The 12578-nt window shown below is 57.1% G+C and carries 16 protein-coding genes and 2 pseudogenes; 13 read left to right on the top strand and 5 right to left on the bottom strand.

Annotated elements, in window-relative coordinates; all coding sequences use genetic code 11:
• From JJD66_RS16665 to JJD66_RS16600, 13 genes and pseudogenes are all read left to right on the top strand, one after another.
• The coding region (locus JJD66_RS16665; protein ID WP_106117528.1) for a hypothetical protein at window positions 1-220 on the top strand (220 nt) is incomplete at its 5' end.
• The gene (locus JJD66_RS16660; RefSeq protein WP_001054412.1) at window positions 217-597 is read left to right on the top strand and encodes a hypothetical protein; all 381 of its coding nucleotides are present in this window, start codon (window positions 217-219) and stop codon (window positions 595-597) included. The genes JJD66_RS16665 and JJD66_RS16660, both read left to right, overlap by 4 nt.
• A gap of 156 nt (window positions 598-753) precedes the next feature.
• The gene (locus tag JJD66_RS28330; protein WP_306419109.1) at window positions 754-1020 is read left to right on the top strand and encodes a DUF3391 domain-containing protein; all 267 of its coding nucleotides are present in this window, start codon (window positions 754-756) and stop codon (window positions 1018-1020) included.
• Window positions 1021-1111: 91 nt separating this feature from the next.
• Window positions 1112-1981: an HD-GYP domain-containing protein gene (locus JJD66_RS16650; RefSeq protein ID WP_223198360.1), complete on the top strand. Its 870-nt coding sequence runs from the start codon at window positions 1112-1114 to the stop codon at window positions 1979-1981.
• Window positions 1982-2148: 167 nt separating this feature from the next.
• Window positions 2149-4788 (top strand): annotated as a pseudogene (locus tag JJD66_RS16645) (Tn3 family transposase); the annotation flags it as partial.
• Window positions 4789-5137: 349 nt separating this feature from the next.
• On the top strand, window positions 5138-5407 hold the full coding sequence (locus tag JJD66_RS16640; protein ID WP_234452252.1) for a hypothetical protein: 270 nt from the start codon (window positions 5138-5140) through the stop codon (window positions 5405-5407).
• A 94-nt stretch (window positions 5408-5501) separates the two neighbouring features.
• The gene (locus JJD66_RS16635; RefSeq protein ID WP_106116902.1) at window positions 5502-5699 is read left to right on the top strand and encodes a hypothetical protein; all 198 of its coding nucleotides are present in this window, start codon (window positions 5502-5504) and stop codon (window positions 5697-5699) included.
• Between the two features lie 299 nt (window positions 5700-5998).
• The gene (locus JJD66_RS16630) at window positions 5999-6280 is read left to right on the top strand and encodes a hypothetical protein (protein WP_106116904.1); all 282 of its coding nucleotides are present in this window, start codon (window positions 5999-6001) and stop codon (window positions 6278-6280) included.
• A 32-nt stretch (window positions 6281-6312) separates the two neighbouring features.
• Complete coding sequence (locus JJD66_RS16625; protein ID WP_146133230.1) at window positions 6313-6582, top strand: hypothetical protein; 270 nt, start codon at window positions 6313-6315, stop codon at window positions 6580-6582.
• Between the two features lie 260 nt (window positions 6583-6842).
• Window positions 6843-7085 (top strand): annotated as a pseudogene (locus tag JJD66_RS16620) (antirestriction protein ArdR); the annotation flags it as partial.
• Between the two features lie 501 nt (window positions 7086-7586).
• Window positions 7587-8504, top strand: coding sequence for an Abi family protein (locus JJD66_RS16610; RefSeq protein ID WP_004666742.1), 918 nt, complete (start codon window positions 7587-7589; stop codon window positions 8502-8504).
• Window positions 8505-8572: 68 nt separating this feature from the next.
• Window positions 8573-8755, top strand: a complete 183-nt coding sequence (locus JJD66_RS16605) for a hypothetical protein (RefSeq protein ID WP_004666741.1) — start codon at window positions 8573-8575, stop codon at window positions 8753-8755.
• A gap of 3 nt (window positions 8756-8758) precedes the next feature.
• Window positions 8759-9547, top strand: coding sequence for a hypothetical protein (locus JJD66_RS16600; protein WP_200648569.1), 789 nt, complete (start codon window positions 8759-8761; stop codon window positions 9545-9547).
• A 29-nt stretch (window positions 9548-9576) separates the two neighbouring features.
• Here the strand turns inward: JJD66_RS16600 and JJD66_RS16595 are convergent, their stop codons facing one another.
• The 5 genes from JJD66_RS16595 to JJD66_RS16575 all read right to left on the bottom strand — a co-directional run bounded on the left by JJD66_RS16595 (window position 9577) and on the right by JJD66_RS16575 (window position 12486).
• Window positions 9577-10146 (bottom strand): single-stranded DNA-binding protein, encoded by a 570-nt coding sequence (locus tag JJD66_RS16595; RefSeq protein WP_106116906.1) that lies wholly within the window; start codon window positions 10144-10146, stop codon window positions 9577-9579.
• A gap of 61 nt (window positions 10147-10207) precedes the next feature.
• Entirely contained in the window at window positions 10208-10888 is a 681-nt protein-coding gene (locus tag JJD66_RS16590; RefSeq protein ID WP_106116907.1) for a hypothetical protein, read from the bottom strand.
• 21 nt (window positions 10889-10909) lie between these two features.
• Complete coding sequence (locus JJD66_RS16585; protein ID WP_004666734.1) at window positions 10910-11122, bottom strand: hypothetical protein; 213 nt, start codon at window positions 11120-11122, stop codon at window positions 10910-10912.
• Window positions 11123-11149: 27 nt separating this feature from the next.
• The gene (locus JJD66_RS16580; protein ID WP_106116908.1) at window positions 11150-11950 is read right to left on the bottom strand and encodes a hypothetical protein; all 801 of its coding nucleotides are present in this window, start codon (window positions 11948-11950) and stop codon (window positions 11150-11152) included.
• Window positions 11951-11988: 38 nt separating this feature from the next.
• The gene (locus JJD66_RS16575) at window positions 11989-12486 is read right to left on the bottom strand and encodes a hypothetical protein (protein WP_106116909.1); all 498 of its coding nucleotides are present in this window, start codon (window positions 12484-12486) and stop codon (window positions 11989-11991) included.
• Between the last annotated feature and the right edge of the window lie 92 nt (window positions 12487-12578).

Here is a 12578-nt window from a genome sequence, read left to right as displayed (position 1 = left end):
CGCGCTGGCCAGCGCGTCGCCGGAAGCTCTATGCGCCCATCTGCCTCTACTGGAAAACCAGGTCAGCAACGTCTGGTCGATGGGTAAGGATGGCCGCTCCTACTGGCCCATCAAGCGCCAGGCCGCCACGGCGGATCGCATTGCCAACCACAAGGGACGCAATCCGCAAGAGCGCGCCTCCCTGAAAAAGCGTCTGCTGCGCAAGTGGATGAGCAAATGAACCTGTCCACCATCGAGGCGCTGGCTATCGCTTGGGCGCGAATCGCTGAAGAAGCAGAACTCCCAGCCGGCTACGAGGGCACGGCGACGCCAGAGGCGCATCGGGCCTGCGAGGTGATCCAGGAGCGGATTCGAGAGCACGTCGTCGCCACCAATGACATGCGGCTGTTCGGCCTGCTGCACCTGCTTGGGCAGGCGTCGCTGCGCATGGAGCAAGCGCTGTGGCCGGAAGAATATGCGCGGATGACCCGCGAGGTCGAGGAAGCTCTCCGAGAGGCCGACGACCCCAACGCCAAGTCGTACACCCACGAAGAAGTCATGCAGGCGATGCAGGAACGCATCGACCGAGCGCGAGACAAAGCCATGTTGATCGGCTGACGGAAATTTCGGCGGTTCCGGCTGATCCAAGAATCTTGGCGTGACCTTACCTCCGCTCTACCGCTGGGTGCCAGCCTCGGCGCACGCCTAACCACCCAACTCAGAAAGGAAAATAAGTTGGTAAAACGCATTCCCGTATCCGAGCTTCGTCTCGGCATGTACATCCACAAGCTCGCCGGCTCTTGGGTTCGACACCCATTCTGGCGCGGCAGCTTCCTGCTGACCGAGCCTCAGGATCTCTCTGCCATTCGAGAATGTGGCGTCGGGGAGGTCTGGGTCGACTTGGCCAAAAGCCAAGTCGACCCAGAGAGCCCAGAGAGCCCAGAGAGCCCAGAGCCCAGAGCCCAGAGCCCAGAGCCCAGAGCCCAGAGCCCAGAGCCCAGAGCCCAGAGAATTGTCGGAGGAGCAATCTCTGCCGTCTAGTCCACTAAGCAAGAAAAGTGACGGCGCAACCTCAATGGAGAGCGAAATGTGTTATGCACGGAAACTCTGTCTTGCGGCCAAGTCCCAAGTCATGGACATGTTCCAGGAAGCCCGGCTTGGCAAGGCCGTCGACCCAAGCACGACGTTGCCGCTGGTCGGAGAAATCGCTGCCTCGGTGCTGCGCCAACCTCATGCCCTCATCAGCGTCGCACGCATCAAAACGCACGACGATTACACCTACCTGCACTCGGTTGCCGTCTGCGCCCTGATGCTATCGCTGGCCCGGCATCTCGATCTAGACGAGGAGCAAACGCGCCTGGCTGGCATCGGCGGACTGATGCACGACCTAGGCAAGGCCGCGATGCCGCTGGAAGTGCTTAACAAACCAGGCAAGCTCACCGATGCCGAGTTCGCCATCATGAAGCGCCACCCTGTGGAGGGCGCAAAGATGCTGCGCGCAGGCGGGGCCGAGCCCGGGGTGGTGGACATTGCCCTGCACCATCACGAGAAGATCGACGGAACCGGCTACCCGGATCGCTTGGCCGGTGACGCCATTTCACTCCTGGCCCGCATGGGCGCAATCTGCGACGTCTATGATGCCGTGACGTCGGAGCGAGCCTACAAAAAGCCGTGGGACCCGTCCGCGGCGATGCGGCAGATGGCCAAGTGGGAGGGCCATTTCGACAAACGCATCTTCCACGCCTTCGTCAAGGCCGTGGGCATCTACCCCGTCGGCTCCTTGGTTCGCCTGTCCTCTCAGCGTCTGGCCGTTGTCGTTGAGCCGGGAATGGAATCACTGCTGACTCCCAAGGTTCGCGTGTTCTTCTCGCTACGCTCGAGAGAGCCGATCCCGATGCAGACCATCGACCTGGCGGCCACGAGTTGCAAGGACAGTATCACTGGCCCCGAAGACCCGACGCTCTGGAACTTCAAGAACCTCGACGACTTGTGGATGGAATAGCCCCCACAAAACGACGGCCCCGTGAGGGAGCCGTTGAACATCGTCGAGCGATGCCCGTCCAGGGAGGGATGGCCGAGCTCGATTCTCCAGAAGGTAGCTGGTGACACGAGTGTTGAGCCCACCCAACTAGGGTGACGGAAATTTCTGGGGTTCCGGCTTACATCCCCTACCTGCAACTGGCCCCGTTCGGTCTGTCCGACTTCCGCGCCTTGGTGCGCGAGCTGACCGAGCTGGCTCAGCAGACAGACAAGGGCTTGCTGTTGGCCGGTCAGGCGCTGGATACCCTGCGGCAGAAGCGGTGCATCCTGCCGGCGCTGAGCGTGATCGACCGGGCCTGCTCTGAAGCCATTGCAAGGGCCAATAGCCGGGTCTACCGCGCCCTGGTCGAACCGCTCACGAGCTCGCATCGGGCCAAGCTGGACGAGCTGTTGAAGCTAAAGCCCGGCAGCAGCATCACCTGGTTGACCTGGCTGCGGCAGGCCCCGCCGAAACCGAACTCCCGGCACATGCTCGAACACATCGAGCGACTGAAGACATTTAAGTTGGTTGACTTGCCCGAAGGCCTGGGCCGGCACATCCACCAGAACCGCCTGCTCAAGCTGGCCCGCGAGGGTGGCCAGATGACGCCCAAAGACCTCGGCAAGTTCGAGCCGCAGCGGCGCTACGCGACCCTGGCCGCCGTAGTGCTGGAGAGCACCGCGACCGTGATTGATGAGCTGGTCGATCTGCACGACCGCATCTTGGTCAAGCTGTTCAGCGGCGCGAAGCACAAGCATCAGCAACAGTTCCAGAAGCAGGGCAAGGCGATCAACGACAAGGTGCGCCTGTACTCGAAGATCGGTCAGGCGCTGCTGGAGGCCAAGGAAAGCGGCAGCGATCCCTACGCCGCCATCGAGGCGGTGATTCCCTGGGATGAGTTCACCGAGAGCGTGAGCGAGGCAGAGCTGCTGGCCCGGCCGGAGGGCTTCGACCATTTGCACCTGGTCGGCGAGAACTTCGCCACCCTGCGCCGCTACACGCCGGCCCTGCTGGAGGTGCTGGAACTGCGCGCCGCCCCAGCTGCGCAGGGCGTGCTGGCCGCTGTGCAGACCCTGCGTGAGATGAACGCCGACAACCTGCGTAAGGTGCCAGCACATGCACCCACCGCCTTCATCAAGCCACGCTGGAAGCCGCTGGTGATCACGCCGGATGGCCTTGACCGGCGTTTCTACGAAATCTGCGCCCTGTCCGAGCTGAAGAACGCGCTGCGCTCTGGTGACATCTGGGTCAAGGGCTCGCGACAGTTCCGCGACTTCGACGACTACCTGCTGCCGGCAGAGAAGTTCGCCGCGCTCAAGCGGGATCAGGCCCTGCCCCTGGCGATCAACCCGAACAGCGACCAGTACCTGGAAGAGCGTTTGCAGCTGCTGGACGAGCAGTTGGCCACCGTCACCCGCTTGGCCAAGGACAACGAGTTGCCCGATGCCATCCTCACCGAGTCCGGGCTGAAGATCACCCCGCTGGACGCGGCGGTGCCGGATCAGGCGCAAGCGCTGATCGACCAGACCAGCCAGTTGCTGCCGCGAATCAAGATCACTGAGCTGCTGATGGACGTGGACGACTGGACGGGCTTCAGCCGCCACTTCACCCACCTGAAGGACGGTGCCGAGGCCAAAGACCGCACATTGCTGCTGTCCGCGATCCTGGGCGATGCGATCAACCTCGGGCTGACCAAGATGGCCGAGTCGAGCCCCGGCCTGACCTACGCCAAGCTGTCCTGGCTGCAAGCCTGGCACATCCGAGACGAAACCTATTCGGCAGCCCTGGCCGAGCTGGTCAACCACCAGTATCGCCACGCCTTTGCCGCACACTGGGGCGACGGCACCACTTCATCCTCAGATGGCCAGCGCTTCCGTGCGGGCGGCCGTGGCGAGAGCACTGGGCACGTCAACCCTAAGTACGGCAGCGAGCCGGGACGGCTGTTCTACACCCATATTTCCGACCAGTACGCGCCGTTCAGCACCCGCGTGGTGAATGTCGGCGTGCGCGACTCCACCTACGTGCTCGACGGCCTGCTGTACCACGAGTCCGACCTGCGGATCGAGGAGCACTACACCGACACGGCCGGTTTCACCGATCACGTCTTCGCGCTGATGCACCTGCTGGGCTTCCGCTTCGCACCGCGCATCCGCGACCTTGGCGAAACCAAGCTGTACGTGCCGCAGGGCGTGCAGACCTACCCGACGCTGCGCCCGCTGATCGGCGGCACCCTGAACATCAAGCACGTCCGTGCCCATTGGGACGACATCCTGCGCCTGGCCAGCTCGATCAAGCAGGGCACGGTCACCGCCTCGCTGATGCTGCGCAAGCTCGGCAGCTATCCGCGCCAGAACGGCCTGGCCGTGGCCCTGCGCGAGCTGGGCCGGATCGAACGCACGCTGTTCATCCTAGACTGGCTGCAAAGCGTCGAGCTGCGCCGCCGCGTGCATGCCGGGCTGAACAAGGGCGAGGCGCGCAACTCCCTGGCCAGGGCGGTGTTCTTCAACCGCCTCGGCGAAATCAGGGATCGGAGCTTCGAGCAGCAGCGCTACCGGGCCAGCGGCCTCAACCTGGTGACGGCCGCCATCGTGCTGTGGAACACGGTGTACCTGGAACGCGCCACCCTGGGGTTGGGCGAGACCGGAAAGCCGGTGGACAGCGAGCTGCTGCAATACCTGTCGCCGCTGGGTTGGGAGCACATCAACTTGACCGGCGATTACGTCTGGCGGCAGAGCTGCAGGCTGGAGGGCGGGAAGTTTCGGCCGCTACGGCTGCCCGGAAAACCTTAGCGTACGATTTTTTCCGTTTTCTCTATTCGCCCCTTGCAGAGCTTCTACCAGGTGAGTCCCTGCTGATTCCTTGCAACGGGAAGACGATCCAAGTTACTCAATCCAGCATCACGTCTATGTTGAAAAAGCGAAACCTGATCATGGCTGAATTCTCCCAGAGGAAAACGCTCCTGGTTCGGGATGAACATTCATTACCCGACCCGCTGATACTGGTGTCCAGGCTCAGCGTGCGCGAGGGGCCGTCAGCAGCCTGACAAACCTTTACCCACGTCAGCGGTGCCTTCTCCTCGGATCACCGCTGACACGCAATGTAATGCGTCACACGGAGAGATATTTAACGATGAGACTCATGACACCAGACGCTGAGGATAAGCGTGAAATGGCTGGCCGGATGTACGAGATCTGCGACCTGAAAATTGCTCTTGAAAACGGGCATTTTTCGAGCCTCGAAGACCTTCTTTCGTACGCAACTGAGCAGACTAAAGAGCTGCAAGCTGTGTTGGAGGTTCCTCAGTGGATTGTGAATGACAGGTGCTGTGTTGATATCAAAGCCACAATAGAGCAGGTCAAACCTGGACCAGATAGCCATCAGCCAGGTCCGACACGGCGTTGGTACTGACAGCTTAAAAATGACTCTCAGACCCCTGCATTCGCAGGGTTTTGAGGTATAAGGACCACCATTTACGAGTGTCCGCTTTTCCAAAGGAATGAACATGAAATTGACTATAGCGATGGTGCTTTTTCTGGTTTTTGCAATTTGCTTGCTTGAAACCGGTCTCCAGACGGGTTTGCATTGGGTGAGCCAACTGGGGTTTGGTTTCCTTTGCATATCGATTGTGTTGTTGTTTACAGACATGTTTGTCTCAGTCGTTGAATCATTCAAAACGAATGAATCACATGTCGAGGGATGAGAGCCAAAAGTTGCTGGTGATCGGCGGTCCATTTGATGGCCAGCGAATGGCTCGTGCCGGCGACGAGTTCACACAGGTCGTGGGGACCAAAAGCAGTCGCCTTCACGGACGCTACTGTTACAAGCTGCGCTGGCACCCGATGCTGAAAAAATTGGTCTGGGCCTTACCTGAGAACAAAAGCGTTAAGCGTCCTCCTCCAGACTCGTGCCAAGGAGCTACAGGCACCAGTCCTGAGAACTTGGAGACTAGCGCTGGAAAATCTGAATGAGTGACACAAAAGTGGTTTACGGAGATCCAGCATGAAACCAAGGCTCCAAGCATTATTGTTGTTTCTAATGGCCATTGCGCACACTGCGGTGGCCGATGAAATCATGCAGCCGAGAACGGCCATTCAAAACGCGCCCGATGCATGTGTTTGCACAATGTCGCAGACACAGCAATTGATGATGGCCAACTGTTCTTGCGGGTCAAAACAGTGCGTGGTGTCTCTGACTAGCTACACGACTTCTCAACCGAGCATGCAATGTTTCGATGCGCCTAAATCTGCTGCGTTAGAAGCGACAGCTGAGAAATCCAAATAGGACCTAGAAAAAATCATAGGGAGCAGCCACCCATGTCCACCAGCTCCACGAATAACGGAAAGACGATGAAAAGAAACCCAATGGATGAGGCGATTTCAGCTCTCAAGGTTGCCCCGATTCCAACACTGGCCATGTGTGTTAGCGCGGTAGCCGCACTGTATCTGTTCTCTACTGATTCAAAGTGGTTCGGCATCGCAGTGTTGGTCGCGGTGATCTTCACCGGGCTGGCCTGGATGGCGACACCGGCCATTATTCAGGACGCGAACAAGCGGGCAAAAGCACGTCACCGCTACCCGCACTAAGTCAGAGGAAAATGATCTTGAGTAGCTCCCCCTACGTAACAATTACCGCCGCGCTTGTGGGGGACACTGAGATCCCGCATGCAGGCGCAAGTCGCTTTGACAAAGCTGAGTACCAAGCTCTAGTTGAGGCGCTGCGACTTATCGGGCCTGACCAGTGCCGCGCCATTCTGGATAACCCTTCTCAAGCTCACCTGTTGGAGGCTGCGTTTGGGAAACTTTTGCACGTGTTGGCGTCACCTGCAGCTTCGTAGGAGGTACGCATGAGTCAATTTACAGATCTGCTATGCGGTATTGCTACAGAGTGGCGCACACGCAACCAGGAACACCAGAGTGGCGTTGTATTGCTGTGGCAAGGTGCGGTCTATGGCTGGAAAGACTGCTTGCGTGATGCTACTCATGAGCGGCCAGGCGTCTATGCGGTAGACGAGGATGGCCACGTCTTCCTCGCCGAAGGTGGCAACGATTATGACGGTGCCAAATGTTGGGTAGTTGTTTCACCTGATGCACCTGCACCCCTAGTGCTTTACGTTTACCGCTGCGCTGGCTGTGGTCACGCTGGGCAGGTGCATCTGATGGAGCTGACAGCGGAGATCACTACAGCCTGTTCTGCGTGCGGAACTGAAGTGTTAGCCGAATGGGACGGCGGCGTGGAAATGACCACCACCCCCCCGTAATGCCGGTGATGAGAAATACGACCAAGCCCGCAAACGACTATTACGCGGGTTGGTAGAGCCCTGCGGGCAATCAAGCGGCTACCGCGCCTTTGGCTTGCTGGCTGGAGCCATCAAGGGCGACAAGTCACCCTATCCTGCCCCAGCTCCATGAATGCTCTGCACTCGAACGAGACGAGCTGGTAACGTCTGCAGGTGCCCTAAGTTGACGCTCGTGTCATCTATGCGTAGAATTACAAGCAACCACAACCTCCACGCCTCGGGCGGGCTCCGGCCTGTACTGCGCACCAGGGGGTTTCTTTTTGCCTGTAGAAAAGTGAGCAGGAAGCTCTCATGGCCCCACGCATAGCCTACACAAAACAGGCGAAAACCACGCCTCAACTGCTTGCACACCTTCTTGCCAAGGGCTTAGCTGTCCCTGATCAAGCAAAGGCGCTGCATTCCCTCGATCTTATCGGCTACTACCGGTTACTGATCTACATGCGTCCGCTACAGGATAGCCATACCAAGTTTTTTTATCCGGCCGTCGAGTTCGATGACGTCATGGCGCTGTACGACTTCGACCGGCGGTTGAGGCTTATCTGTCTTGATGCAGTCGAACGTATAGAGGTGGCCTTGCGTGCCGCGATAACGAACACACTTGCTCCGGATCCTGCCGCAGGTCCGCACTTTTACCTCGATGCGACGCATTTTGCTAACGCGCCTGGCCACACGGCTTTCATGAAGGCTGTCTGTGACCCGAACACCGCTAAACATCAGCCAGTGGACCACTACCTCAAGACTTATCACACCCCTCCGCATGCGCCGATCTGGGCGATTCTTGAGGCTGTCACATTTGGCCCTCTATCGCACCTGTATGCAAATCTGCAAATTTCACACAGGAAGGCAATCGCTACAGCTTTTGGTTTTGACGAGAAGGTGCTTGTCACTTGGTTCAAAAGCATCAACATGTTGCGCAATGTTTGTGCACACCATTCTCGGCTTTGGAACAAAAACAACCTGGTGAACGCGCCCTTACAAGTGAATGCCTTGAAAGCCGAATTCCCAAGCCATGCGGATCGAGGACGAGTGGCTGCACGTGCAGTGACTCTCGTTGCGCTATTGAGAGTGATCGACCCCACCTCTAATTGGAAGCAGCGTTTCAAGTCCGTGGTACAGAGCTGCCCTGCAGGCACTCTACAAAAAGCTGGGTTGGCCGAGACAATAATGGGGTTCTCTCCTGGATGGGACCAGCGCGCATTCTGGAATTGAGGTGTGCGATTTTGCAGGCAAGGACCTGGCCCAGGTGTAGCCCACTTGATGAAGACGAGGATCTATCTGTGACAAAAGAAGAATTGCGGAAGCAGCTGCAGGATCAGTTTGAGCGTCACCTGCAGGCTAACCCTGAAGCGGTGACACTTTACGCTGCAGAGCCAGAACCTGAAAAAAGGCCTTGGAAAAAGAAACCAAGCCTGCTCGATCAGGCCTTCGCGCAAACCCTGGCTGACATCGAGAACCGGTAAGCCATGGTCGATTGGGGCAAGATCGGTTTAGCCAGGTGGTATGACTGCAAATTAGGAACGATGACCGACAGGAAGCTTGCTGGGTTGGTGGGCACCTCGGTGGCGGTAATTCGGCACCGACGTGAGCTGTTCTGCATCGAGGTCTGGTCGATCAAACAGTTGATCAAACCCTATCGCCATATGTTTGATGACAATTCGGATCTGACCATTGCCCGGTTGTGTGGGGCATCGGTGAAGAGCGTCACGATGTATCGTCGAAGCGAGGGCTTAGCTGTATTTTTGCGTCCTGATCCACTGCAGCGCCGTCAAATACTACCTCTTGGACACCCTGTGAGGCCCTTCAGACAGCTTTTGGGACGGGTACCCGATGAAGATGTATCCAAGCTCTCTGGCGTCGACGTGGAGAATATCGCATCGATAAGGGAAGAATTTGGATTGAATCGGGTTTTGGCCGCTGATCCTCAACCAGTTCACCAGCCCGGTTGGCATGATTTTCACGGCCCTTGGCTTGGATTCGAATCATTGCTTGGATCAATGTCGGATCCTAAGGTCAGCCGCACTGTTAATGTACCAATTTCCGTAATCGAGCAACGCCGGATCTTCCTTGGGGTTAAGCCCTACCGAAGGGTTTCCAAATTGGAGCAGTATCGGTACCTCTTCGGTGTGGTGCCAAACAATTTGATAGCCATGCTCGCAGGTGTCTCACCCACCCGGGTTGCCGATTATCAGAAGCAGCTATCCGGCGAGCATAAAAAAACCGCCCAGGGCGGTTTTGAAGTTTTAGGTCAGTAGATCAGTTAGCGTACCTGTAAAAAACGTTCTCAAACCAAGTGCCAACTGAATCTGTAGGGATCCATGAACGGTATGTCGTCATCGAAGCTGTCGAAATCAGATGCCGGCTGCGGAACTTGTTGCGGCGCAGGGCTGGACTCGCGCTGTGGCTGAGGCGCGGCTTGCGGGCGTGCCTGCTGCTGCGGACGCGGCGCGGAGTTCTGGGAGTTTTGATAACCGCCACCACCTTGGCCTTGAGGAGCGCCGTCGCCTTGAGGACGGCCACCGAGCAACTGCATGGTGCCTTGCATGTCGACCACGATTTCAGTCGTGTAACGCTTGATACCGTCTTTTTCCCATTCGCGGGTCTGCAGCTTGCCTTCAATGTAAACCTGCGAACCCTTACGGAGATACTCGCCAGCAATCTCAGCCACTTTGCCGAACATCGACACACGGTGCCATTCAGTCTTCTCGACCTTCTGACCGGTTTGCTTGTCGGTCCACTGTTCGCTTGTTGCCAGACTCAGGTTGGTCACGGCATTACCGTTAGGCATGTAGCGAACTTCGGGATCCTGACCACAAGTACCGACAAGAATAACTTTGTTTACACCTCGTGCCATGTTGTGGCCCTCCTTTCAAATTAATTTTGAAGTAGCTGTCGCCGTGGTTTGCTGCGTGGTTTTACGCTGGCCGCGGTGCTTTTGGAATTGCCGGAGGAGCTTCTTTGAAGTGGATACCGTGTTCAGCCTGGCGTTCACGGATCAGCTCAGAATGGCGTTTAACCCCTACCGTCTGATCGATGCTTGCACCTGCCTCGGCGAATGAATGGAACTGACCATGCGCCTTTCGTTCGCCGTCTACCGGCTTCCCGGGAATCCCGGTGCTGTATGGGATATGAGTTGCGGTTTTGACCAGGAACACGTCGAACCGATCACCAGGCCCGTCAGTATTGTGCATGACATCAAGGCGGTGTCCGTGCACCAAGCGCCCCATCTCCCCTCGCTCGTTGAGCTGCGCGGCTTCGGAGGTGTGTTTGAATTCACGTGATGCAAAAACCCTTTCACCGGCGATTACCCGCTCGCGGAGACGTTCGTCGCCTTCTGCAGGCGCTGCCGGCAACGACTCAACTTGGAACGCAAGGTTATGGCCAGGGTCCCGAAACGGAGCTGGAGCCTCCGGCCCTTGGTGTTGTGCCAACTGGGCAATGAGTTTTCTCGTCTGCACCAGGTGCTCTACGTCCTTCGGTTGGGCATCGATCAACCCCACCAACTCCTTATATTCACTTCCGGTCAGCCTGTGACGTTTCTGGTCAGCGATATCCTTTAGGACTACCTGCCAGTCTGGAACGCTCAATGCACTCATGGGTGCCTCCTTTCAAATAGCTCAATCGTTCTGAGTGGTGAAGCCTTCACGATTTGGGTTTGATCTGCAGCCTTTGCGATTACGGATCTCGTCATCGCTGGGCCTTTGCGTGTTGTCGAAGCTGAACGAGCCGTCGTCGTATTGCTCCAGGTAGCCCCAACTGCAATCCGTTTCATTTTGCCCAGGCTTAGGAGGAACCTCCCACCAAGGCTCGCGGTTCACTAATTGCTTCATATGCACCTCCGAGATCTACGGTGGCCATCACAAATTGATAGTCGTTAGCACTTTTGAGGACTGACGATCGCGCAGCTCGATGACGCCGTGCACAACTTCACCAGTGGCAGTCATTCCGGATGAAATCGGAATGTACAGGTACAGCGTACCCCTGAGGTCGAGGGAGCCCTGCGCTCTCGCCTGCTCGATCTCCCGGGCTTTATTTTGGTCTTCGACTCGTATGCTGCAGGGGAACCCAGACGGTTTGATCTGCAGGTTCATACCCGCAGTATTGCGCACCGGGTTCGCCCAGCAGTATTGGCCGTAGCTGGTGATCGGAAATGAAGAGCTGGTGAAGTCGTAGGGGCCCACCATGACATTTTGCAAACCCATTCCCTCAGCTACCGAAGCGGCTTTTATCGGAAGAGAGTAGTAATCGTTTTTGCCGTACGTGCTCAGCTGCTCCTGTATCGCAGGCCATTTAGCCTTTTCGATGTCACGTCTTTTAAACGCGTCGGAGGTCGCTTGATATTCCGGTGATAACCAGCCCAGTTTCTGGTCGTTTGTCGTGCCGCTTGGAGACTTGGCCAGCACCAGGTACGTGAGTGCCTGACCGCCTGGAAGAGTGTTGAGGTCGACGTACCCACTCAGGGGCACCGAAGCGTCAGCAGGCCTCTTGAATTGAGGCTCAACTGGAGCTTTAGACTCTGTCGATCTGCTGACTTTAGGGCTGTTCAGCAGTGATGAACCCGAGGAGGCGGCGCCAGGCGCTTGTTCTGTGTTTGGCTTGTCACATCCGACCATGAGACAGCAGGCTGCGAGAGACAGCGCAGTCATTTTAAACTTCATGGAAAGCTCCATTCCTTTGAGTAGATCGTTCGTGCAGCTCATCCGAACAAAGTATGCATATCGGACTTCCAAGCCCCTGGGCGTTTGATTCTCACACCAATCTCACGCAGGTTAGGAAGGGTTGTAACGAGTCTGAGTAACGGATGAGGGCTATTGTCGGGACTGATCTCCCAGCTATCGATCTTGTCGAAATCCATCATCACGCCACCGGTGCTGATGTCGACGTACAAGGCCTGCTTAGCCACCGGATCGAAACCAACGTAGAGGTTGTATGCGACGGAAACAGCTTCATAGCGAGGCTGGAAACCCGCACGTTTGAAGCTGTCTACCTTGCTTTCCAGGCGTCGTCGCAACATCCCTGGCACGACAGCAAGCAAAAAGTACCCAAGCACTACGTACAACAATCCAGCCACGATCAGCATGCCTGCAACCTCAGGGTCACGGCGGTAATCAAAGCATGCGATCAAGGCGACCGGTACGACCGGCACCAACCCCATCAGGTAAAACGGCCGAAGAATCCACCATGCAATGTTCATAATGATCTCCATCTTTCGTATCAGGTATACGATACGGAATCTATGATTTTATTCTACCACGACCTCTTGACAGGTCAAAGCCCTATTGATAA

This window comes from Pseudomonas sp. MF6751 (assembly GCF_016613265.1).
In the GTDB taxonomy this organism is placed as follows: Bacteria; Pseudomonadota; Gammaproteobacteria; order Pseudomonadales; family Pseudomonadaceae; genus Aquipseudomonas; species Aquipseudomonas fluorescens_BV.
Note: the sequence above shows the minus strand (reverse complement) of the source record. Positions and strands in the feature narration are given on the sequence as shown.

Excerpts from the sequence above, each read along its gene's own strand:
- JJD66_RS16590 (WP_106116907.1), bottom strand. The coding sequence starts at position 10,888 with ATGAGTGCATTGAGCGTTCCAGACTGGCAGGTAGTCCTAAAGGATATC.
- JJD66_RS16635 (WP_106116902.1), top strand. The coding sequence starts at position 5,502 with ATGAAATTGACTATAGCGATGGTGCTTTTTCTGGTTTTTGCAATTTGC.
- JJD66_RS16580 (WP_106116908.1), bottom strand. The coding sequence starts at position 11,950 with ATGAAGTTTAAAATGACTGCGCTGTCTCTCGCAGCCTGCTGTCTCATG.
- JJD66_RS16575 (WP_106116909.1), bottom strand. The coding sequence starts at position 12,486 with ATGAACATTGCATGGTGGATTCTTCGGCCGTTTTACCTGATGGGGTTG.
- JJD66_RS16625 (WP_146133230.1), top strand. The coding sequence starts at position 6,313 with ATGTCCACCAGCTCCACGAATAACGGAAAGACGATGAAAAGAAACCCA.
- JJD66_RS16600 (WP_200648569.1), top strand. The coding sequence starts at position 8,759 with ATGGTCGATTGGGGCAAGATCGGTTTAGCCAGGTGGTATGACTGCAAA.
- JJD66_RS16595 (WP_106116906.1), bottom strand. The coding sequence starts at position 10,146 with ATGGCACGAGGTGTAAACAAAGTTATTCTTGTCGGTACTTGTGGTCAG.
- JJD66_RS16630 (WP_106116904.1), top strand. The coding sequence starts at position 5,999 with ATGAAACCAAGGCTCCAAGCATTATTGTTGTTTCTAATGGCCATTGCG.
- JJD66_RS16585 (WP_004666734.1), bottom strand. The coding sequence starts at position 11,122 with ATGAAGCAATTAGTGAACCGCGAGCCTTGGTGGGAGGTTCCTCCTAAG.
- JJD66_RS28330 (WP_306419109.1), top strand. The coding sequence starts at position 754 with ATGTACATCCACAAGCTCGCCGGCTCTTGGGTTCGACACCCATTCTGG.
- JJD66_RS16660 (WP_001054412.1), top strand. The coding sequence starts at position 217 with ATGAACCTGTCCACCATCGAGGCGCTGGCTATCGCTTGGGCGCGAATC.
- JJD66_RS16640 (WP_234452252.1), top strand. The coding sequence starts at position 5,138 with ATGACACCAGACGCTGAGGATAAGCGTGAAATGGCTGGCCGGATGTAC.
- JJD66_RS16610 (WP_004666742.1), top strand. The coding sequence starts at position 7,587 with ATGGCCCCACGCATAGCCTACACAAAACAGGCGAAAACCACGCCTCAA.
- JJD66_RS16650 (WP_223198360.1), top strand. The coding sequence starts at position 1,112 with ATGGACATGTTCCAGGAAGCCCGGCTTGGCAAGGCCGTCGACCCAAGC.